This window comes from Streptomyces sp. NPDC017991 (genome assembly GCF_044328075.1).
GTDB lineage: Bacteria > Actinomycetota > Actinomycetes > Streptomycetales > Streptomycetaceae > Streptomyces.
On sequence record NZ_JBIRGP010000009.1, the window covers coordinates 313775 to 335553 of the forward strand.

At 72.8% G+C, this 21779-nt stretch carries 17 protein-coding genes and 1 pseudogene; 7 read left to right on the top strand and 11 right to left on the bottom strand.

What is annotated here, in order from left to right; translation table 11 throughout:
• The first annotated feature begins 127 nt into the window (after nucleotides 1-127).
• Entirely contained in the window at nucleotides 128-2506 is a 2379-nt protein-coding gene (locus ACH4DZ_RS26780; RefSeq protein ID WP_398289860.1) for a PQQ-binding-like beta-propeller repeat protein, read from the top strand.
• A gap of 328 nt (nucleotides 2507-2834) precedes the next feature.
• Here ACH4DZ_RS26780 and ACH4DZ_RS26785 read toward each other — a convergent pair whose 3' ends face one another.
• From ACH4DZ_RS26785 to ACH4DZ_RS26795, 3 genes are read right to left on the bottom strand one after another with little or no spacing between them, the layout of a single operon-like run.
• Nucleotides 2835-3608, bottom strand: coding sequence for an enoyl-CoA hydratase/isomerase family protein (locus ACH4DZ_RS26785; RefSeq protein WP_398289861.1), 774 nt, complete (start codon nucleotides 3606-3608; stop codon nucleotides 2835-2837).
• Nucleotides 3605-4042 carry a Zn-ribbon domain-containing OB-fold protein gene (locus tag ACH4DZ_RS26790; RefSeq protein ID WP_398289862.1) on the bottom strand — a complete coding sequence of 146 codons (438 nt, stop codon included), beginning with the start codon at nucleotides 4040-4042 and terminating at the stop codon, nucleotides 3605-3607. Before ACH4DZ_RS26790 ends, ACH4DZ_RS26785 begins: the two co-directional genes overlap by 4 nt.
• Before the next feature lie 49 nt (nucleotides 4043-4091).
• Nucleotides 4092-5279: a lipid-transfer protein gene (locus ACH4DZ_RS26795; RefSeq protein WP_398289863.1), complete on the bottom strand. Its 1188-nt coding sequence runs from the start codon at nucleotides 5277-5279 to the stop codon at nucleotides 4092-4094.
• A 134-nt stretch (nucleotides 5280-5413) separates the two neighbouring features.
• Here ACH4DZ_RS26795 and ACH4DZ_RS26800 point away from each other — a divergent pair, with 134 nt between their 5' ends.
• Nucleotides 5414-7060, top strand: a complete 1647-nt coding sequence (locus tag ACH4DZ_RS26800) for a FadD3 family acyl-CoA ligase (RefSeq protein ID WP_398289864.1) — start codon at nucleotides 5414-5416, stop codon at nucleotides 7058-7060.
• Nucleotides 7061-7109: 49 nt separating this feature from the next.
• On the opposite strand, the gene ACH4DZ_RS26805 is transcribed toward ACH4DZ_RS26800, so the two are convergent.
• From ACH4DZ_RS26805 to ACH4DZ_RS26815, 3 genes are read right to left on the bottom strand one after another with little or no spacing between them, the layout of a single operon-like run.
• The gene (locus ACH4DZ_RS26805; RefSeq protein WP_398289865.1) at nucleotides 7110-9722 is read right to left on the bottom strand and encodes an FtsX-like permease family protein; all 2613 of its coding nucleotides are present in this window, start codon (nucleotides 9720-9722) and stop codon (nucleotides 7110-7112) included.
• A gap of 4 nt (nucleotides 9723-9726) precedes the next feature.
• Nucleotides 9727-10491, bottom strand: a complete 765-nt coding sequence (locus ACH4DZ_RS26810; protein WP_398289866.1) for an ABC transporter ATP-binding protein — start codon at nucleotides 10489-10491, stop codon at nucleotides 9727-9729.
• Entirely contained in the window at nucleotides 10488-10745 is a 258-nt protein-coding gene (locus ACH4DZ_RS26815; protein ID WP_398289867.1) for a hypothetical protein, read from the bottom strand. Before ACH4DZ_RS26815 ends, ACH4DZ_RS26810 begins: the two co-directional genes overlap by 4 nt.
• A 306-nt stretch (nucleotides 10746-11051) precedes the next feature.
• Here ACH4DZ_RS26815 and ACH4DZ_RS26820 point away from each other — a divergent pair, with 306 nt between their 5' ends.
• The 3 genes from ACH4DZ_RS26820 (at nucleotide 11052) to ACH4DZ_RS26830 (ending at nucleotide 14471) form a co-directional block, all read left to right on the top strand.
• Nucleotides 11052-12338, top strand: coding sequence for a sensor histidine kinase (locus ACH4DZ_RS26820; protein ID WP_398289868.1), 1287 nt, complete (start codon nucleotides 11052-11054; stop codon nucleotides 12336-12338).
• Entirely contained in the window at nucleotides 12326-12985 is a 660-nt protein-coding gene (locus ACH4DZ_RS26825) for a response regulator transcription factor (protein WP_398289869.1), read from the top strand. Before ACH4DZ_RS26820 ends, ACH4DZ_RS26825 begins: the two co-directional genes overlap by 13 nt.
• A gap of 286 nt (nucleotides 12986-13271) precedes the next feature.
• Entirely contained in the window at nucleotides 13272-14471 is a 1200-nt protein-coding gene (locus ACH4DZ_RS26830) for a serine hydrolase domain-containing protein (protein WP_398289870.1), read from the top strand.
• A gap of 96 nt (nucleotides 14472-14567) precedes the next feature.
• Here ACH4DZ_RS26830 and ACH4DZ_RS26835 read toward each other — a convergent pair whose 3' ends face one another.
• From ACH4DZ_RS26835 to ACH4DZ_RS26850, 4 genes are all read right to left on the bottom strand, one after another.
• Nucleotides 14568-14927, bottom strand: a complete 360-nt coding sequence (locus ACH4DZ_RS26835) for a DUF6247 family protein (protein WP_398289871.1) — start codon at nucleotides 14925-14927, stop codon at nucleotides 14568-14570.
• A 159-nt stretch (nucleotides 14928-15086) separates the two neighbouring features.
• Nucleotides 15087-15248 (bottom strand): hypothetical protein, encoded by a 162-nt coding sequence (locus tag ACH4DZ_RS26840; RefSeq protein ID WP_398289872.1) that lies wholly within the window; start codon nucleotides 15246-15248, stop codon nucleotides 15087-15089.
• Nucleotides 15249-15458: 210 nt separating this feature from the next.
• On the bottom strand, nucleotides 15459-15704 hold the full coding sequence (locus ACH4DZ_RS26845; protein ID WP_398289873.1) for a hypothetical protein: 246 nt from the start codon (nucleotides 15702-15704) through the stop codon (nucleotides 15459-15461).
• Between the two features lie 214 nt (nucleotides 15705-15918).
• Nucleotides 15919-18876, bottom strand: a complete 2958-nt coding sequence (locus tag ACH4DZ_RS26850; RefSeq protein ID WP_398289874.1) for a BTAD domain-containing putative transcriptional regulator — start codon at nucleotides 18874-18876, stop codon at nucleotides 15919-15921.
• Nucleotides 18877-19100: 224 nt separating this feature from the next.
• On the opposite strand from ACH4DZ_RS26850, the gene ACH4DZ_RS26855 reads away from it, so the two are divergent.
• Nucleotides 19101-20330 (top strand): amidohydrolase family protein, encoded by a 1230-nt coding sequence (locus ACH4DZ_RS26855; protein ID WP_398289875.1) that lies wholly within the window; start codon nucleotides 19101-19103, stop codon nucleotides 20328-20330.
• Nucleotides 20331-20453: 123 nt separating this feature from the next.
• The gene (locus tag ACH4DZ_RS26860) at nucleotides 20454-21104 is read left to right on the top strand and encodes a class I SAM-dependent DNA methyltransferase (protein WP_398290018.1); all 651 of its coding nucleotides are present in this window, start codon (nucleotides 20454-20456) and stop codon (nucleotides 21102-21104) included.
• Between the two features lie 7 nt (nucleotides 21105-21111).
• Here ACH4DZ_RS26860 and ACH4DZ_RS26865 read toward each other — a convergent pair.
• A pseudogene (locus ACH4DZ_RS26865) lies at nucleotides 21112-21534 on the bottom strand (LnmK family bifunctional acyltransferase/decarboxylase); the annotation flags it as partial.
• Between the last annotated feature and the right edge of the window lie 245 nt (nucleotides 21535-21779).

Below are 21779 nucleotides of genomic sequence, written 5' to 3' on the forward strand. Positions count from 1 at the left end.
CGCAGGACAGGAAGAATCGGGGTGCGTGCCGCCGGAGAGGCTCGGTGGTGAGACGCTGCGCAGTGGCTGAAGCTGCGGCTGGAGCGGTGGCTGGAAGCGCGGCCGCGTACGGGGAGGTGGCAGGCAAGTGGTGGATCAGCTGACACAGCACGATCCGCGGCGGATCGGACCGTTCGAGGTGCTGGGACGGCTGGGCGCCGGCGGCATGGGGCTGGTCTATCTCGCGCGCTCGGCCTCGGGCCGGCGCGTGGCGATCAAGACGGTCAGGACCGAGCTCGCCGAGGACCAGCTGTTCCGCGTCCGCTTCTCGCGCGAGGTGGAGGCGGCCCGTGCCGTCTCCGGCTTCTACACGGCGGCCGTGGTCGACGCCGACGCGCGCGCGGCCGTGCCGTGGCTGGCCACCGCGTACGTACCCGCGCCCTCCCTCGAAGAGATAGTGACCGAGTGCGGCCCGATGCCGGCCCAGGCGGTCCGCTGGCTCGCCGCGGGCGTCGCCGAGGCGCTGCAGTCCATCCACGGCGCCGGTCTCGTCCACCGCGACCTGAAGCCGTCGAACGTCCTCGTCGTCGAGGACGGGCCGCGCGTCATCGACTTCGGTATCGCCTCCGGCGTCTCGAACACGCGTTTGACGATGACGAACGTCGCCGTCGGCACACCCGCGTACATGTCACCCGAGCAGGCCAAGGACTCCCGCAGCGTGACCGGCGCGAGCGATGTCTTCTCGCTCGGCTCGATGCTCGTCTTCGCCGCCACGGGGCACGCGCCCTACCATGGCGCGAACCCTGTGGAGACCGTCTTCATGCTGCTCAGGGAGGGCCCGGACCTCGAAGGCCTCCCCGACGAGCTGCGCCCGCTGATCGAGTCCTGCATGCAGATGGACGCGACGGCCCGCCCCAACCCGGCCGACCTCCAGGCCCAGCTGGCACCCCACCTCTTCGGCTCCGGCTCCGACGACAGCGGTACCGCGTCCGCGTGGCTGCCCGAGCGGGCCGTGAGCCTGATAGAGACGCGGCGCGGCGGGCGGCCGGCCCCGAAGCCCCCGTCCGGGCGCAGCGGCGGACGCGGGGTGGCCGTGGTGCCGCCCCCGCCGCCCCACGACCCGCCGATCCCGCCGTCCGTGCCCCCGCCCATCCCGTCCGTACCGGTCGGCGCGGGTGTCGGCCGCCCCGGTGGCGCGCCCGACGCCGGGCCCGTACGCCTCGCCGGTGGGCAGGTGCCGATCGGGCCCGGCCCGCGTGTCGCCGACGCCCGCGCGGCGGCGGTGAAGGCGCCTCCTCCGGAAGCCGGACTCGCCGCTGCCTGGTCCAGGTCGCGCCCCGGCGTGAACGGCGCCGAGCCCGTGGCGGCCGTACCCGCGCCCGCGGGCCCCGACGGCGGCTCCTCCTGGCGGCCGTGGCGCTTCCGTATGTCGAACGACGTGTGGGGGACGCCCGCCGTCGCCGGAGACCTGGTCTACGTCACCTCCTTCGAGGTGCACGCGCTGGACGTGGCCACCGGCCGGCGCCGCTTCAAGACGCGGGACGTCGCCTGGTCGATGGCGGTCGCCGACGGCCGCGTGCACGCCTCCGACGGGCCCACGCTCTTCGCCCTGGACGCCCGCGAGGGCACCGACCTGTGGCGGTTGCCGACCGACGCCTGGGTGTACTCCCTCAAGGCCGACCGCGGCACGGTCGTCACCGGGACCCGCGGCGGTGGCGTACAGGCCTGGGAGGCCGCCAACGGGCAGAAGCTGTGGGAGGTCACCGGCGCCCAGACCGACTTCGAGTCGCCGGAGGCGGGTCCCGCCGTCCACGACGGCACGGTCTACGTCTGGAAGGACGCCCGGCTGCGCGCCCTGGAGGCGCGTACGGGGGAGGAGCGCTGGTCGTATCCGATCGGCGACGCGGCCTCCTGCGGGGGTGTGCCTGTCCGCATCACCCATGCCGACGACGGATACGTGTACGTGTCGGCCGGGACGCGCGTCCTCGCCATCGACATCGCCGGCGGGCATGTGCGCTGGCACTTCGAGGCGCCGGCCGTGTTCCTGAGCGCGCCCACGTTCGCGCCGGGGCCGGCCGTCACCGGGGGCGGGGTGTACCTCGCCGACTACCTCGGAACGGTGTACGCGCTCGACGCCACCGACGGGCGTGACCGCTGGCGCATCGCGACCGAGGCCCGGTCCTCCATCGACCCGGTGCTCGTCTCGGCGGGGCATGTCCATGTGGGCAGCGGCAAGGGGCTCTACACGCTGGACGCGGTCACCGGTACGCCGAAGTGGCGCTTCCAGGCGGGCGGCGACCTGGTGGGGGCGCCGGCTGTCGCCGACGGCCGCATCCACTTCGGCTCGACGGACCACTTGCTCTACACCTTGAAGGCCGACGACGGCCGTCTGCGGTGGAAGCTCGCCACCGGTGGGGAGATCACGGGGTCTCCGGTCGTCAAGGACGGGGTGGTGTACGCCTGCAGCAAGGACCGGTGCGTGTACGCCCTGGACGCGGAGAAGGGAACGGGCACGGCCCGTTCCTGACCCGCAAATCCCACAGCCTGCATGCCTGCGCCGTTCCCCGCGCCCCTGGAGGGCGACAGGGGTCTGGGGGTTTGTGGCGTGTGCGGGCCGGTGGGGGTTGCTCGCGCCGTTCCCCGCGCCCCTGGGTGGGTGGGGGTTCGGGCGGGTTGTCGGGTGCGGGTCGGTGGGGTTGTTCGCGCAGTTCCCCGCGCCCCCAGAGATGAAAAGCTGGGGCGCAGCCCCGCTTTTCAGGGGCGCGGGGAACTGCGCGGCCAGCCACGACGGGCCCGCAGCCAAGTCTCCGGCCGGGGCCCCCACCCCCCAGGGACGCGGGGAACTGCGCGCTGGCTCAGCGCGTTCGGAAGTCCGGGTGGCGGGTGGCGAACAGGGCCGCCTGGGACTCGGTGGGCAGGTTGCCCAGGGCGATCAGGTGCGGGGCCTGCGACAGTGCCGCCGAACGCGTGGCCTCCTGGGCCGACCAGAGCGCCCGGACCGTGCCGTGCACCGCCGCCGGCGGATAGGACGCGATGACGGTCGCGCAGCGGACCGCCGCCGCCACCGACTCCCCCCGCGCCGTCACCTCCGACACCAGCCCCACCTCGTACGCCCGCCGCGCGGAGACCCGTTCGGCCGTTCCCATCAGGGCCATGCGGGCCACCTCCCCGAACGGCGTCCGCTGGGCCAGGTAGACGGACTCGTACGCGCTGACCATGCCGTACGTCGTGTGCGGGTCGAAGAACGTGGCCGTCTCGTCCGCGATCACGAAGTCCGCCTCGCCGAGCAGGTAGAACGCCCCGCCGCACGCCATCCCGTTCACGGCGGCGATCACCGGCTTCCACAGACCCGCCGCCTTCGGGCCGATCGCGACGAGCGGATCGTCCAGCATGTACGGCGACCCCGGCTGCGGAACCTCCGCGTCCCGGTCGAGGCCCGTCGAGAAGGCCCGGTCGCCCGCACCGGTCAGCACGATCGCCCGTACGGAGTCGTCGAACCTGAACTCCCCCCAGGTCGCGGTCAGCTGGGCCGCCGTGGCGAGGTCTATGGCGTTCAGGCGGTCCGGGCGGTCCAGTGTCACCACCGCGACGCCCGTGTCCTTGTCGGTGGTGGTGCGCAGGGCGGTCACGGCCGCTCCAGCATCCAGCGCGGCAGCCGGGGGCCGTCCCCGCCGTCATCGCCGAACGTCACCTGCACCCTCGCCCCGATCCGGATCCGTTCCCCCGCCACCGAGTTGAGCGGTGCGTCCGGGCCGCTGACGAGATTCCCCACCAGCCGGATCCGCGGCGCCTCCACCAGCTCGACGACGATCACGTTGTACGGGGCCAGCGCCGCGTAGTCCGGCAGGAGCGGGGGGTGCGGGATCACGTACGACCAGATGCGGCCCCTGCCGGTCATCCTGCGCCACTCGCTGTCGAAGGAGTGGCAGCGCGGGCAGCAGGGGCGGGGCGGGAAGCGGAGTTCGCCGCAGTCCGGACCGGCGCAGGCCTGGACGCGCAGCTCGCGCCGGGCCGTGTACTCCCAGAAGGGGACGCCGTCGTCGTCCACCACAGGTGTGAGCATGTGGGCTCCTCAGTGCCTCAGTGCCTCAGTGCCTCAGTGCCTCGGTACCTCAGTTCCGCAGGAGCAGGGCCGAGGTCGGGACGCCCTCGCCCGCCGTCACCAGACAGGTCGCCGCGCCCGGCACCTGCGCCGTACTGGTCCCCCTGAGCTGCTTCACACCCTCGTTGATGAGGTTGAAGCCGTGGACGTACGCCTCCGAGAGGCCGCCGCCGCTCGTGTTCAGCGGCAGCCGTCCGCCGATCTCCAGGGCGCCCCCTTCCGTGAAGGAGCCGCCCTCGCCCCGGCCGCAGAAGCCGTAGCCCTCCAGGGAGAGCGCAACGAGAGGGGTGAACGCGTCGTAGATCTGGGCGACGTCCACGTCCTCCGGGGTGAAGTCCGCGTGTTTCCACAGGTGGCGGGCGGCCGTCCAGGCGGGCCCGGTCAGCGGGTCCTCGTTCCAGTAGTTGACCATCCCGTGGTGCTGGGCGGGCAGGCCCTGGGCGGCGGAGTGCACGTACACGGGTCTGCGGCGGCAGTCGCGGGCGCGTTCGGCGGAGACGATCACGCAGGCCAGCGCCCCGTCCGTCTCCAGGCAGTTGTCGAAGAGGCAGAGCGGCTCGCTGATCCAGCGCGAGGTCATATACATGTCCCGGGTCAGCGGTCGCTCGTACATCATCGCGGCGGGGTTCTGGTTGGCCCGGTTGCGGCAGGCGAGGGCCACGTTGAAGAGATGGTCGCGGGTCGCCCCGTACTCGTGCAGATAGCGGCGGGCCAGCATGGCTATCTCGTCGACGGGGCGCAGGAGGCCGAAGGGGCGGGTCCACTGGGCGGGGGTAGGGAGTTGGACGGCGGTGTTCTTCCACGGGCGCGGTCCGCTGCCGCGCTTGCGTGAGCGCCACGCGACTCCGACCGTCGCCTGGCCGGTGGCCACGGCGGACGCCAGATGCGCGACCGTGGCGCACGAACCGCCGCCCCCGAAGCCGACCTTGCTGAAGAAACTCAGATCGCCGAACCCGACGGCCTTGGCGACCTCGACCTCGTCGGTCTCCTCCATGGTGTAGGAGGCGAGCGCGTCGACCTCGGCCGGCGGGATCCCCGCGTCGTCGAGGGCGGCGAGGATCGCCCGGCAGGCCAAGGACTTCTCGCTGTCGGGGAGTTGCCTGGCGAAGGGCGTCTGCCCGATCCCGACGACGGCGGTCGCGTCCTTGAGCCCCGCCGCACCGGTGCCCGCCCTCGTGCTCACCCCTGTCCGTGCCATGGACGCACCTCCACCCTGGTCCACGAATGCTGACAGGGCGTCAGGCTACAGCTAATCTGACGGGTAGTCAGCTAGCGGTCGGCCGGTTGATCGGTCGATCGGTCGACCGCTCGTACGACGCCGGGAGGCCTGCTGTGCGCGGTGACTTGGAGTGGGAGACGATCCCGGGGCTCGTGCGGTCGGCCGCCGAGCGGTACGCGGACGTGGAGGCGGTCGTCGAGGGCCGTACCCGCGTCACGTACGCGGAGCTGGGCGCCCGGGTGGAACGCGCGGCGGCGGCCTGCGTCGCGAACGGCGTGGAGTACGGCGACCGGGTGGCCATCTGGGCGCCCAACACCCTGGACTGGATGGCGTCCGCCCTCGGCGCGGTGTCGGCGGGCGCGGTCCTCGTCCCGCTGAACACCCGCTTCAAAGGGACGGAGGCCGCGTACGTACTGGCCCGTAGCCGCGCGAAGCTGCTGTTCGTGACGGGCACGTTCCTGGGGACCTCGTACGTGGCCTCCCTGCGGCGGGCCTGCGCCGAGAGCGAGGGACCTGCCGCTACGGGCGCTGACGCGGGCGCCCGTACGGGCCGGTCCGCGGGCCCCCTCCCGGGGCTTCCGCATCTGGAACAGGTGGTCGTCCTGTCCGACGACGCCCCCGCCGACTTCCGTACCTGGAAGGACTTCCTGGCGAGCGGGGACGGGGTGGGGGAGGACGAGGTGCGGGCACGGGCCTCGGCGCTCGACCCGTCCGCCCCCTCGGACATCATCTTCACCTCGGGCACCACCGGCCGTCCCAAGGGCGCGGTGATCACCCACGCGCAGACCCTGCGGGCGTACGACGTCTGGTGCGAACTGGCCGGCCTGCGCGAGGGCGACCGCTATCTGATCGTGAACCCCTTCTTCCACACCTTCGGTTACAAGGCGGGCGTGATCGCCTGTCTGATGCGGGGCGCGACGATGATCCCGCAGCCGGTGTTCACCGTGGACACGGTCCTGGCGAACGTGGCCTCGGAACGCGTCTCGGTGCTCCCGGGCCCGCCCACCCTCCACCAGTCCCTCCTGGACCACCCCCACCGGGACGCGTACGACCTCTCGGCCCTGCGGCTGGTCGTGACGGGCGCGGCGGTCGTGCCGTTGCTGCTGGTGGAGCGGTTGCGGGCGGAGCTGGGCGTGGGCACGGTCCTCACCGCCTACGGGCTCTCCGAGGCGTGCGGCATCGTCACGATGTGCCGCCGCGGCGACGAACCGGACGTGATCGCGTCCACATCCGGCCGCGCGATCCCCGGCACGCGGGTGAAGGTGGTGGACGGGGAGTGCGCGACCGTCGCCCCCGGCACCCCGGGCGAGGTCCTGGTCCGCGGCTTCAACGTCATGCGCGGCTATTACGAGGACGCCGCGGCCACCTCGGAGGCGATGACCCCGGACGGCTGGCTGCGCACGGGCGACATCGGCGTCCTGGACGCGGCCGGCAACCTCCGGATCACCGACCGCATCAAGGACATGTTCATCGTCGGCGGCTTCAACGCGTACCCGGCGGAGATAGAGCAGCTCCTGGGCCTGCACCCGGACGTCGCGGACGTGGCGGTGATCGGCGTCCCCGACGCCCGGCTCGGCGAGGTCGGCAGGGCGTACGTCGTACGCCGTCCCGGCGTCCCGCTCACCGGCGACGGCCTGATCGCCTGGGCCCGCCGCGAGATGGCGAACTACAAGGTGCCCAGGACGGTGGAGTTCGTCGGCGAGCTGCCGCGGAACGCGAGCGGGAAGGTCGTCAAGGGGGAGCTGCGGAAGCGGCGTTGAGGGGCCCCGCCCTCTCTCGGCGGGACCCCGGTCGCCGACGCGGTGTGCGCTATTCGCGGGCGGACAGCGCGTGGGCCGGGGCCGTGCGCAGCGCCTGCCGGGTGGGGAGTTCGACCGTGACGAAGGCCGTGGTGAGCACGGTCAGCGCGACGGCCGGGAGCAGCCACACCGGGCCCGCGGGCCACGGCCGGTCCAGGAAGCCGATGCCGAGCAGCGCGAGCGGGATCGCGGACAGCAGCAGGCCGGTGGCGAGCGAGACGACCCCGATCACCGCGGCCTCGCGGCGCATCATCGCGAGGATCTGGCGGGGCGTGGTGCCGTTGAGGCGGAGCGTGGCGATCTCGTTCCGCCGCTGGGCGGTCGTGGCGACCAGCTTGTTGGCGATGGAGAGGAGCAGATAGCCGAGGAGTACGACGATGGTGGCGAGGTTGATCCAGACCGTCGCCGGTGCGTCGCCCAGGCTGTCGCCGGACCCGGTGTCGGTGGGCTCAAGGGCCAGACCCGGGCGGGACGCGGCGAGTTCGGCGAGGTTGCGCAGTGCGGCGTCGGTGCCGTCGGTGCGTACGAGGACACTCTGGTCGAGGCCGGCGGTGGTGTGGCCCTCGGCGAGGTCGTGGGAGACGGCGACCGGGCCGAAACCGAGTCCGCGGTCGTAGACGGCGACGACCTCGGGGCTGACCCGGCTGCCGTCCCCGAGGACCAGGTCGATCCGCTCGCCGACACCGGCGTCGCGGGACCGGGCGACCTCGCTGTCGACGGCGACCGTGTCACCGGTGAGCCCGGCCAGGCCGCCGTCCCGTACGCCGAGGTCCAGGACGTCCGGCGCGGCCGGGGTCAGGATCATCGCCGAGGCGGCCTCGACCTCCGGTTCGCCGAACATCTCGTACTCCCACACGACCGTGGTGGTGCCGACCGGGGCCGCCGCCCGTACGCCGTCGGTCCTCCCGACGTCCGCCAGGGTGCCGGCGGGCACCCCGCCGAGTCCCGGCGCGCTCAGGCTCTGCTGGGCGAGGGTGCCGTCGCGGGTGTCCTGCGCGGTGGCGCTCATGACGGTCGTCTGGGCGAGGGTGTAGGTCAGGACGAACACGACCGCCATGGCGAGGGCGCTGACGACTCCCGAGAGCCGCAGGGCGTACCCGCGGATGTTCGCCACCGCGAGCCAGGTCGGGGCCGAGACCCCGGGCCGCAGCCGCCGGGCCGCCGTGTCACCGAGGCCCCGGACCAGGGCCGGTCCCGCCAGGGCCAGACCGATCGCGCCGATGATGCCGGCCATGGAGGTGGCCGCCGCGCCGAGGACCGTCCGGCTCAGCAACGGCACCGCCGAGAGGCTCGTGGCGGCGACGATCAGCAGCAGCCCGGCGCGGATCCGGATCTTCGACGGGGTACGGGGCTCGCTGCGCGACTCGGCGACCGCCTCGGTGGCCGGCAGCCGCGAGGTGCGCCACGCGGCGCCGCGGGCCGACACCTGGACGGCGAGCCCCAGGAGGAGAACGGCGGCGAGCGCGGGCAGCGGACTGTACGTCAGCGGCAGCCCGGCCGGGATCACCTCGCGGTCGACGAGCATCCGCCGGAACTGCCCGGCCAGCAGATAGCCGAGACCCACCCCGGGCAACACGGCCACGGCGGCGATGACGGAGGCCTGCGCGGCGGCCAGCCGCCTGATCTGCTTCGGAGTCGCGCCGACGGCCCGCATCAGGGCGAGGTCGCGGCGCTGGCCGCCGATCGACACGGCCAGGGCGCTCGCCAGCACGAACCCGATGATCAGCATGATGATCCCGGAGAGCGAACCGGCGAGCAGGATCAGCAGCGAACGGGCCGCGCCCGCGCCGGGCGAGGCGATGTCGCCGCGGGCGGAACCGGTGGAGACGATCACATCGGCGCCCTTGTCCGCCTTCTTGCCCGCTTTCTTGTCCGCCCTCTTGTTCGCGTCGGTGCCGGCGTTCCTGATCGTCTCGCGGGCCGCGGTGGCCACCGAGTCCTCGGCGCCGGGCTCGGTGCGCAGACCGACCAGATCGACGGTCCCGGCGCGCTCTCCCTTGTCGCCCCCGTCACGGCCGGCCAGCCGTGCGGCCGTGGGGTCGGCGAAGAGGATGCCCGCGTCCGGGGCGTCGACCACCGCCGTGACGCGGTACTCGACGGCGGACCGGCCGGCCGCGACGATCTCGACCCGGTCGCCCGCCCGGACACCCGCGGCCTCGGCCGTCGCCCTGTCGAGAGCCACCTCGGCGGCCCCGGACGGCCTGGTGCCACCGACCTCCGGATCCGTGAGCAGCTTCGTCGACGACCAGCCGTGACCGGCCGTCCGCGGCTCCCCGGTCGGTACGACGCGGCCGTCGGCGCCGATGACGGCCGCCGGGAAGCTGACGTCGCCGACCGCCGCGGTGACCCCGGGCAGTCCGGCGAGCCGCTCGACCAGCCCGGCCGGGACCGTACCGCGCTCCGGGAGGGCGATGGGCAGGTCCCCGGCCGGATGGAAGCTCTGGTCGGTGGAGACCACGACGTCGGCTCCGGCGAGCCGGCCGGCCGGCAACTCGGAGCGGAGGCCGGACTCGGCCAGTACCCCCGTGCCGGTGATCAGTGCCGCGCCGCCGAGCACCGCGCACGCCACCGCCAGCAGGGCGGTGATCCGGTGTCCTGCCATACGGACCGCGAGATGCAGCATGGTTCTAGACCTCTCCCAGCTTGACGAGACGGTCGGCCAGTTCGGGGGCCGTGGGCCGGTACAGGCGCTCGACCACCCGGCCGTCGGCCATCACCACCGCGTGGTGGGCCTGGGCGGCGGCGGCCGGGTCGTGGGTGACCATCACCACCGTCTGGCGCAGCTCGTCGACCAGTTCGCGCAGCAGGCCCAGCACCTCGTGGGCGCTGCGCAGGTCCAGGGCGCCGGTCGGCTCGTCGGCGAACACGACGGCGGGCTTCGCCACCAGGGCCCGTACGATCGCGGCCCGTTGCTGCTGGCCGCCGGAGAGTTCGGCGGGCCGGTGCGCCATCCGGTCGGCGAGCCCGACCCGCTCGACCAGCGTGCGTACCCACTCCCGGTCCGGGGCGCGCCCCGCCAGCCGCAGCGGCAGCGTGATGTTGTCGGCGACGCTGAGGGCGGGCACCAGGTTGTAGGACTGGAACACGAAACCGATGTGCTCGCGGCGCAGTTCGGTGCGGCGGGTCTCGTTCAGCCCGCTGATCTCGCGGTCGCCGATGCGGATGCTTCCCGAGGTGGGGGAGTCGAGACCGGCGGCGCAGTGCATCAGCGTGCTCTTGCCGGAACCCGAGGGGCCCATCACGGCGAGGAACGTGCCGTGCTCGACGCTCAGCGACACGTCGTCGAGGGCGCGGACGCCTCCCGCGTACGTCTTGCTGACGTTCGCCAGCTCGATGGCCGGCGCGGGCGGCGCCGCCATCGGGTGGCCGGCGCCCGCGAGGACGCCGCTCATCGCCGGCCCCGCAGGTGACGGACGACGAGCGCGGTCACGCACAGCGCGGTGACCCCGCCGCAGACCAGGTGGACCTGGGTGGAGGCGGCGCCGTACGAGGCCGCCATGTTGCCGACGGTGCTGATCACCAGGACCAGCCACAGCACCGTACGGACGAAGCGGTCCCGGGTGAGGCCTTCCCTGGGGGTGTCCTGCCGGGCGGGGTCCGTGCTCCCGGCGAAGCCGTCGAGGCGGTAGGGGTCCGTGGTCGTCATGGCTGTCCCTCTTCGGAGTCTTCGAGCTCTTCGGACCCTGCGCGGTTCGCGTTCGCGGTGTGCGGTTCGTGCTTCTCGCCGCGGGTCTCGCTGTCGTGACTTCGAAGTTACGGATCAGGGCCCCGGCCGGCCGAGCCCGCCAGCAGCCCGAGTGGGGGTACAGCAGGCTGTACCTCTACGCTCCTCCACGACAGTGAAGCGGTCGCTCGCACAGGGCTGTTGACGAGCGGGAGCCGCTCGTACAGGGCTGTGGACGAGCGGAAGCTGCTCGCACAGGGCTGTGGACGAGCGAGAGAGGAGGGGCGGATGGCGACCCCGACCCCGACCGGCGCGCCCGATGACGGCGGCGAGGGCAGGCCCGGGATCCGGGCCACCGCGGTCCGGGCGGCCGGTGCGGCCGTCGCCGCTCTGGAACAGCTCGTCGGCGGACTCGGCACCGCCCTGATGGCGCTGCTCGTCCTGGTCTGGGCGGCCGTGACCGCCGTGACGTCCCTGGTCGGCGTCGGACTGCTGATGGCGCCGCTCGTCCTGCGCGCCCTGCACTCGCTCGCCGGACGCGAACGCGACCGGCTCGGCCGGTGGGGGCCCGAGGTCATGGGCCCGGACCCGGCGCCGACCGCGTTGCGGCTCGCCGTGGTCGACCCCACCACGCGCCGCGAGCTGCGCTGGCTGGCCCGCCACGCCACGCTCGGCCTGCTGCTCGGCCTCGGCGGCCTGCTGCTGCCGCTGCTGGCCCTGCGCGACGCCCTCTTCCCGCTGTACTGGCGCCTGCTGCCGGAGGGCGCGACCAGTACGTCCCTTGGGATAGGGGTCGCGGAGACCTGGGCCGACGCGGCCGCCGCCGCCCTGCTGGGGCTCGGCTGGACCGCCATCGTCCTGGGCCTCGGTCCCGGCATGGCGCGCCTCCAGGGCCGGCCAGGGCGGCTGCTCCTCGCGGCCGGGCCCGACACGGACCTGTCCCTGCGCGTCGCGGAACTCACCGCGACCCGGGCGGCGGCCCTGGACGCCCACGCCACCGAACTGCGGCGCATCGAGCGTTCGTTGCACGACGGCACCCAGAACCGGCTCGTCACCGTCGCCGTGCTGCTCGGCGCCGCGCGCCGCATGGTGGCCCGCGACCCGGCGGGCGCCGACGAACTCCTCGAACGCGCCCAGAGCGCGGCCGAACAGGCCCTGTCCGAGCTGCGTTCGGTGGCCCGGGGCATCCTGCCGCCCGTACTGGCCGACCGGGGACTCGCCGGCGCGCTCACCGGACTCGCCGCGAGCTGCCCGGTGCCCTGCCGCATCGACGTGGAGGCGCCCGAGCGGTGCGCCGCGTCCGTGGAGGCGACCGCCTACTTCGTGGTGGCGGAGGCCCTGACGAACATCGCCAAGCACAGCGGGGCGCGACAGGCGGCCGTCACGGTCCGCAGTGGTGGCGGGCGGCTGCGCCTGGACATCACCGACGACGGCCGGGGCGGTGCCGATGCTGGCGGCGGGTCCGGGCTCACCGGCATCCGCAACCGGATCGCCGCGCACGACGGCACCCTCGAACTGGCCAGCCCGCCCGGCGGCCCGACGACTCTCAAGGTGGAACTGCCATGCGGATTGTGATCGCCGAGGACGACGCGCTGCTGCGGGAGGGGCTCGCGCTGCTGCTGCGCGCCGAGGGCCTGGACGTGGTGGCCACGGCCGGCACCGCCGACGGCATCCTCGACGCCATCGACACCCACAAGCCGGACGTCGCCATCCTGGACGTACGGATGCCGCCGACGCACACCGACGAGGGGATCGTCGCTGCGGTGGAGGCCCGGCGGCGGCGCCCCGATCTCGCGGTCCTCGTCCTGTCGGCGTACGTCGAGCAGTCGTTCGCCACGGAGTTGCTGGGTGGCGGGGTGACCGGTCTCGGCTATCTGCTCAAGGAGCGGGTCGGGCGGGTGGAGGAGTTCCTGGACGCGCTCCACCGGGTGGCGGGCGGGGGTACGGCCATCGACCCGGAGGTCGTCGCGCAGCTCTTCACCCGCAGCCGCCAGGACACCCGCCTGGAGCGGCTCAGTCCGCGCGAGCGTGAGGTGCTCGCGCTGATGGCGGAGGGACTGGGGAACGGGGCCGTCGCCGAACGGCTCGTGGTCACGGAGGGTGCCGTGCACAAGCACATCCGCAGCATCTTCGCGAAGCTGGACCTGTCGCCGGCCGATCAGGTGGATCGGCGGGTCGCGGCGGTTCTGAGGTACCTGGATGATGCGCGGCGCAGGGCCTGACGGGCTGTCATGGGGTGATTCCGGCCGGGTTGTCGGGTGCGGGCTGGTGGGGGTTGGCCGCGCAGTTCCTCGCGCCCCTGGGGTGGGGGGTGGTTGCGGTCGGGTGGTGGCTGCGGGGTGGTGGGGTGGGTCTCGTGTGGGTGGTGCGGCAGGCGCTACCGCCGTGCGGGGGAGTGCACCCCCAGGCACCGGGGCGCCTGCTTGATGGTGACGCACAGGTGGAGTTCCTAGCGTGGTGGTCGCACCGCAACGACGGCCGGACCCGGACGCGAGGAGCCCGCGACCCATGAAGACCCGACCCATCTCCCGAGTGGTGGCCACCGCCCTGGCGACCGTACTGGCCGGCATCGGCCTGGCCCTGCCCGCCGCGGGCGCGACCGGCGCCACCGGCACACCCGCGCACGGCACCTCGCACGGCAAGGCGCTGCAGGCCGGCGTGGACGCGATCATGAGGACCGGGACCGTCGGTGTCGTGGCGCGGTCGACGGACCCGCGAGGCTCCCGGTACGCCACCGGCGGGGTCGCCGACAGGGCCACGGGGGCGGCTGTACGCCCCGGTGACAGGTTCCGGATCGCCAGCGCGGGCAAGACGTTCGTCGCCACGGTGATCCTGCAACTCGTCGGCGAGGGACGCCTGTCGCTCGACGACACCGTGGAGCACTGGCTGCCCGGAGTCGTATCCGGCCACGGCAACGACGGCGGCGCGATCACCGTACGGCAGCTGCTCCAGCACACCAGCGGGCTGTTCGACTACACGGCGGACTTCCCCGAGTTCGCGAGTACGGCCGGCTATCAGGCCGACCGTTACCGCACCTGGACCCCGGAGCAACTGGTCGCCGTAGCGATGCGGCACGCCCCGGGATTCGCGCCCGGCGAGGGGTGGAGCTACTCCAACACCAACTACATCGTCGCCGGAATGATCATCCAGAAGGTCACCGGGCACACCTGGAACGAGGAGGTCACCAGGCGGCTCATCCGCCCGCTGGGCCTGCGCGACACCCTCGCCCCGACGACGGACCCCCGGATCCCCGGCCGCCATCTGCGCGGCTACTCCAGCTTCGAGGAAGCGGGACCGGCGATCGACACCACCGAACTCAACGCCTCCGCGGGCGGCGCCGCGGGCGCCATGATCAGCACGACGGCCGACCTGACCCGCTTCTACCGGGCGCTCCTCGGTGGCCGGCTGCTGCGTCCGGCGGAGCTGACGGCGATGAGGACGACCGTGCCGGCCCCGGAGCTGGAACCCGGCTGGCCCGGTGTGCGGTACGGCCTCGGCCTGATGAGCGTCCCGTTGTCCTGCGGCGGCGTCTACTACAGCCACGGGGGCGACCTCCCCGGCTACACCACCCGCAACGGCATCAGCGGCGACGGCCTCCGTACCGTCGTCCTGAACTCGACCGGTGACGGTTCGTCCGGTGACGGTTCGTCCGACTCGTCCACCCAGCAGACCCAGAACGCCCTGATCGACGACGAACTCTGCGCATGACCCCGGGGCCGGGCGCACCCCGCAAGGGGCGCGGGGAACCGCGCGGCTCACCCCCAACGGACCCGCGGATTCGGCACCGTGCTCCGAGCGGACCGCTCACCCCCGTGCGAGCGACTCCCGCGCGGCGGCCCGCAGCGCGTGGATCTCGTCCCGGGCCCCGCGCCGCGCGGGCGCGCCCCGGCCGACGGTCCCCACCGTGTGCTCGGCCTTGCGGAGCCGCGCGGCCGTGGACGGGAACCGCGCGATCTCCACGGTGACGGCCCAGGTGTCGAGAAGCTGGATGATCGGCCCGAGACTGCCGGTACGCGCGGCGGCGCCGATGGCCCCGTCGGTCTCCCGCTCCAGTTCGGCGAGCCGGTGCGGGGCAACCCGGATGACGGCCGCGCGAAGTGCGCCGGGTGTCCGTGCCGGCCGCGGAACGAGGGGTCTGCCGGGTTCGATGGGCTGCGCTGTCATCGTGATCCGCACAGTACGGCGTACGGGCGGGCACCGCGAGGTCCGGGACCCGCCCGGTGACGAAAACCGGCCGGGACCCGAAACCCCCACGACACGACGACGGGCCGAGCCCCGTTGAGGGCTCGGCCCGTCGGGACCGTGGACGCCGGGTTGTGGACGTCAGGGTGCCGGGACGGCCGGCGCGGCCGGAACGGTCACGGTCGCGGTGGCGTCCGGCGCGGGCGCGGGCATCGAGTTGTCGGCCAGGGCCGGACTCGCGGCCGCGGCGGTGACGCCGAGCATCAGGGTGAGCGTCGTGAGGAACTTCTGCGTACGGGTCATTCCGACTCCTGGGGGAAACGGGTCATACCGACACCTGGGTCAAAGGGAACGGCCGGACGCCCGAAGACGCCGGCCACCTACGGGTACTACGTCCTGCCGGGACGAAACGGTTCCTGTCGCCGATCGGCCGGATCCCGCCCCGGACAGACTTCGGCCGCGGTGGCTCCCCCTCCGCGCCACCGCGGCCGATCCCCGTCGGGAGAAAGGTCTCTACTTGCCGCCGTCGAGGTCCAGCGCGGGCGGCGAAGGCATGCCGTTGTCCAGCGTCCGGACGTCGGTCTGGGGCGGGGTCGGCATCCCGTTGTCCAGCGGAGCGGCGACCGGGTCCTCGGCGGGCGGGGTCGGCATCCCGTTGTCGAGCGGAGTGGCCACGACCGGGTCCTTCGCGGGCGGGGTCGGCATCCCGTTGTCCTGCGGGGTCGCGGTGGGGTTCGTTTCCTTCGTCTGGTCACTCATGGCCTGTCTCCTCCGTTGTGTTGACGAGTGAGGAACGCCCGTCCAGAGACTCCCCCGAGGGCCGCTGGACGGGCGTTCGGAGCCGCAGACCAGCCGGTTGGGCTCCTGGTCAGACCGTCTGCCCCCCGACGCGACGGTGTGACAGGTATGAGAGTGCCGGGTGGAGATAAACGAATGCTGAACGTCCGCAACGGGCCGGGGGCGGGCCCGTCGCTCACGCCACCGTGGCAGGCGTGAGCAGGACCCTGACCTCCTCGGCCTGTGCGGAGCCGCCGTTCTGCTCCAGGAGGTTGACCGCCTCGCGCCAGCAGGCCCTGGCCCGGTCGACCTGCCCCACCATGGTGAGCGCCCGGCCGAGCAGCGTCAGCACGGTGCCCTGCATCCGGTCCCCCCCGATGCAGCCGAGCGCGAGCGCCTGCTCGGCGTGCTGGGCGGCCTGTGCGGGCCGGCGGGCCGCCAGGTGCACCTCCGCCATCCGGAAGTTGGTGGTGCCCTCCCAGAGCCGCTGGCGGTGGCTGCCGAAGACGGACAGGGCGTCGGAGAACTGGCTGAGAGCCTCCGCGTGCCGGCCGGCCCGGGTCAGCGCTATGCCCAGGGTGAAGTGGCCGTTGGCGAGGCGCAGGGTCTTGCCGATCTCCAGGTAGGTCGCCAGGGCGCGCTGCGCGATCTCCACGGCCTTGTCGGTGTTGCCCATGCCGAGATGGGCGCGCGAGAGGTTGCACAGGCTGAGCGCTTCGAGGGGCCGGTTGCCGATCGCCGCGTACACCTCTATCGCCTGCTCGAAGTACGGCTTGCCGCTCGCGAACTGCTCCTGGTGGAGGAAGGTGAGTCCCAGGTCGTTGGCCGCCCAGCTCATGGCGATGGCGTCCTCGGCGGTGATGGCGAGGTCCATCGCGAGCTGGGCCTGCTCGGCGGTCTGCTGGATGCGGCCGGAGACCAGCAGCGGATGGGTGAGCGTCAACCGCGCCCTGCCCTCCGCCCGCGTGTCCCCCGCGGCCCGCGTGGCGTCGCACATCGCCCTGGCCGTCGTCTCGTACTGATGGGAGTTGGCCCCCGACTCGTTGAGGTCCCGGGAGGCCCAGAGCAGGTCCACCGCCCGCCGCAGGCGGTCCGTACCCGCCGACTGCCGTACGCACGCCAGCAGCGGTGCCGCCTCCGTGTACAGCCAGTCGAGTGCCGCGCTGCCGTCGGTGAAGCGCAGACCCGGGTACTCCGTCGTCTCCAGGTGGTCGATCAGCCGGTCGCCGGGGCGTTCGATCGCGTAGACGCCGGCGGCGGTGGCCAGGTAGAAGTCGAGCAGCCGTGACATCGCGGCCGTCCGCTCGCTCGGCGGCTGCTCGTCCCGCTCGGCACAGGCACGCGCGTAGAGACGGACCAGGTCGTGGTAGCGGTAGCGGCCGGGTGCCGCCGATTCCAGGAGCGAGGTGTCGACGAGCGACTCCAGCACGTCCTCGGTGTCCTCAAGCGGAAGGTCGAGCACCGCCGCGGCCGCCGCCAGCGAGATGTCGGGTCCGTCCGTGAGCCCCAGCAGCCGGAAGGCGCGGGCCTGGGCGGACTCCAGCTGGCCGTAGCCCAGCTCGAAGGTGGCCTTCACGGCCAGGTCGCCGGCCTGGAGTTCGTCCAGGCGCCGCCGCTCGTCCGCGAGCTTCGCCGCGAGGACCGAGACGGTCCAGGTGCGCCGGGCGGCCAGCCGGGAGGCGGCGATCCGGATGGCCAGCGGCAGGAAGCCGCAGGCCGCCACCACGTCCAGCGCGGACTGGCGTTCCGACTCCACCCGCTCGGTGCCGACGATCTTCGTGAAGAGCTGGAGGGCCTCCTCCGGCGACATCACGTCGAGGTCGACCAGGTGCGCGCCGGCCAGGTCGACCATCCGCACCCGCGAGGTGACCAGCGCGGCGCAGCCCTCCGTGCCGGGCAGCAGGGGCCGGACCTGGGCCGCGTCCCGGGCGTTGTCGAGGAGGACCAGGACCCGGCGGCCGTCCAGCACCGAGCGGTACAGCGCCGCACGCTCCTCCAGGGTGTCCGGAATGGACGGGTCCGGGGTGCCGAGGGCGCGCAGGAAGGCGCCCAGTACGGCCTCCGGCGCCGCGGCCCGCGCGCCCGCGCCCTGCAGGTCCACGTACAGCTGTCCGTCCGGGAAGGCGCCTCGCGACTGGTGTGCGACGTGGACGGCGAGCGTGGTCTTGCCCACGCCGCCGATGCCGGCCAGCGCGGAGACGGCCATCACGCGGCCCTCGGCGCTCGCGAGGACCTCGCACAGTTCGGAGACGAAGGACGAGCGGCCGGTGAAGTCCGGGACGGTGGCGGGCAGTTGAGCGGGGCGCACCGCGGTGGTCGCGGTCTCCGGGGCCAGCGGTGCCGAGGGTTCGGCCAGACCCGGGTCGGCCTGGAGGATGCGTTGCTGGAGTTCCTGGAGGTCCGGGCTCGGGTCCACGCCCAGCTCGTCGGCGAGCAGCCGCCGGGTGTCCGCGTACGCGGCCAGGGCCTCGGCCTGCCGGCCCGAGCGGTACAGCGCCAGCATCAGCAGCGCGCGCAGCCGCTCCCGCAGGGGGTGCGCCGCGGTGAGCGCGGTGAGCTCGGAGACGGCCTCGGCGTGGCAGCCCTGTTCGAGGTCCATCTCCAGGCGGGACTCGGTGAGCTGGAGCTTCCACTCCTGCAGCCGGGTGCGCTGGGTCTCCGCGTACGGGCCCGGAACGCTCGCCAGCACCTCCCCGTCCCACAGGCTCAGCATCTTGCTCAGCAGGGCGCGCGCATGGCACAGGTCGCCCCTGCTCTTCGCCTTCTCCGCGTCGGCCGCCAGCTCCTGCGCCAGGGCCAGGTCGAGCGTGCCGCCGCCGCCGGAGTTGTCGGAGAGCCGGATCGCGTAGCCCCCGGACTCGCTGACCAGCACGCCGGGGGAGAGGATCTTGCGCAGCCGCGAGGCGTACGTGCGCACGGCCGCCAGCGCCTGGGACGGCGGGTCGTCGCCCCACAGGGCGTCGATCAGCTCGCCCGCCGTGGCCGTGCGGCCCTCGCGGAGCAGCAGGGCGGCCAGCAGGGCGCGTTGCTGCGGGGACCCCGTGGGCAGCGCCTGTGCTCCCCGCCAGGCGCGCACCGGCCCGAGCACACTGAAGCGCAGGGCCACCGACTCCTCGGGAACCCACTGCTCCGGTACTCGCGGTACACCGTCCATCGCTGTCCCCCTGCCGAACCGTCATGACAACCAGGCCAGTTTGCCTTGTTCATGGCGGATGCGTCAGCCGTGGGAGACACCGATCACAGGCCGCCATGCCAAGTTCACGCATCCCCTCACAGGGCCCACACCCCGTCGTCGCAACCCCGCGGGGCGTTCCTCGCATTCCGGAGACCGCTCTCCAGTAGCTGACGGGCCGTCAGATCTGCGCTACCGTACTACGCATGGAGACCTTCCCGAAGATCATCTCGGTGGACGACCACACGGTGGAGCCCCCCAACGTCTGGCGGGACCGGCTCCCGTCGAAGTACCAGGACAGGGGGCCGCGCGTCGTACGGGCCCCGCTGAGGGAAATGACCTTCCTGGGCGGGAAGTTCGCTCCCGTCATGGGCAGTCCCGGCGACGACGGGCCGATCGGCGACTGGTGGGTCTACGAGGACCTGCACCGCCCGCTCACCCGTCTCGACACCGCCGTCGGCTACGACAGGGACGAGATCAAGCTGGAGGTCATCACGTACGAGCAGATGCGCCCGGGCTCCTACGACGTCCCGCAGCGCCTCGCCGACATGGACGTCAACCACGTGCAGTCCGCCCTCTGTTTCCCGACCTTCCCCCGTTTCTGCGGCCAGACGTTCACCGAGGCCGCGGACCGCGAGCTGGGGCTGCTCTCGGTGCGGGCCTACAACGACTGGATGGTCGACGAGTGGTGCGGGCCCGAGGCCCGGGGGCGGCTGATACCGCTCACGCTCATCCCGCTGTGGGACCCGGAGCTGGCTGCCCGGGAGGTGCGGCGCAACGCCTCCCGCGGAGTGCGGGCCGTCGCCTTCTCCGAGATACCTCCGCACCTCGGGCTGCCCTCCGTCCACACGGACGCATGGGATCCGTTCCTCGCCGCCTGCGACGAGACCGGCACGGTCGTCGCCATGCACATCGGGTCGAGCAGCCGGATGCCCTCCACCTCCGCCGACGCGCCGCCCGCCGTCGGCTCCACCATCACCTTCGCCAACTGCTGCTTCTCGATGGTCGACTGGCTGATGAGCGGCAAGTTCGAGCGCTTCCCCAACCTGAAGGTCATGTACGCGGAGGGCCAGATCGGCTGGATCCCCTACATTCTCGAACGCGCCGACGTGGTGTGGGAGGAGAACCGCGGCTGGGGCGGTGTCGCGGACAAGGTCCACCGCCCGCCCTCCGAAATCTTCACCGAGCACGTCTACGGCTGCTTCTTCGACGACGCCTTCGGCCTGAAGAACCTGGACGCGATCGGCGTCGGGAACGTCCTCTACGAGACCGACTACCCGCACTCCGACTCCACCTGGCCCGAGTCGCGGCAGGTCGGCGAGGCCCAGATGGGCCACCTGGACACGGACGTCGTGGACCGCATCGTCCGCCGCAACGCGATCGAACTGCTGGGCCTCACGAAGGACGGGCTCTGGGCGTCGGCGAAACAGAGGTGAACGGACCCGCCTTCCGGACGCGGGCGCCGCGACGCACCGCACCGCGCACCCGCGTGGTGCGGCGCTCGGGCCGAGCCGTCCGTCACGCCGACCGATGACCTGTGTAACCTGCGGCCGGTGGAAATGGAACTCGGCGCAGACGACTGGCTGGCGGATACACGGACGTCTTACGACACCGTCGCGGCAAGTTACAGAGAACTGACGCGACACATCTTGGACGAAGCACCTGAAGAACGCGAGGCCCTGGCCCTGTTCGCGGGCCTGGTGCGGGCCCGGGGCGACGGGCCGGTCGCGGACGTGGGGTGCGGGACGGGCAGGATCACGGGCCATCTGCGGGAGCTGGGCCTGGACGTGTTCGGCATCGATCTGTCACCTGGAATGATCGAGGTGGCCCGCCGCGACCACCCCGGGGTGCGGTTCGATCTCGGTTCCATGACGGACCTCGCCCTGGCCGATGCCTCGGTCGCCGGTTTGGTCGCCTGGTACTCGCTGATCCACATTCCGGACGACGAGATCGCCTCCGTACTCGCGCACTTCCGCCGAGTGCTCGTGCCCGGTGGCCCCCTGCTGCTCAGCTTCCACGTCGGAGACGCGTCGCATCTGAAGACCGAGGGCTATGGCGGGCACCCGATGAAGGTCCATGTCCATCGCCGGCAGCACGACCGGACGATCGAGTGGCTTGAGCAGGCCGGCTTCGACGTCGAGACGCACAAGACCCTCACCTCGGCCGAGAGCAAGCTGGGAGGGATCATCCTCGCGCGTCGTCGCCCCTGAGAGCGGCTCAGGGGCCGGTCTCGACCTCCACACCGGTGACGGCGATCAGGCGGCCGGTATCCGCCTCGTGCATGGCCATGTCCGCGAGCTCCGTGCCCGCGCGTTTCGTGCCGCGCCACCGGCGGACGGTGATCGTGAACACCGCGCCGGGGTCCGCGTTTCCGAAGTAGCCGATTTCCTGATCGGTCACCTTGCGCCGCAGGAACTGCTCGTCAGTGCGACCGAGTGAGCGCCACAGTCGCAGCAACGCCGTGTCGAAAATGGAGAAATAGGAAGCGAAGTACATCAGGCCGGCGCCGTTGAGGTCACGCACGACGTCGAGGGTGTATTCGACGGTGAAGGGCGGATCGGCCTCGACGAAGCCGGGTGGGCCTGCGGGGTGGAAGCTGTCCGCTGCGCGGGCCCTGCCGACCAGGGCACGGGGCGAGTACTTGTTCGCGCTGTACCGAGGATGTCAGCGGCCTGCTCCGTGCCGATCCTGACGCTGTCGTCCATCTCCAGGACGTCAGTTGCAGCGTGTCGATGTCCCCGCCACCGCCCCGCGACGCGAGCGCGGTCGAGGAGTTGGTGGACCAGGCGGTATCCGCCTCCTCCGTGGGCCGGCTCATCAGTGAGCCGCAGGCCGTGCACATCTCGTCGCGCAGACCGGATGCAGCACCACCCACCGGTTGACCA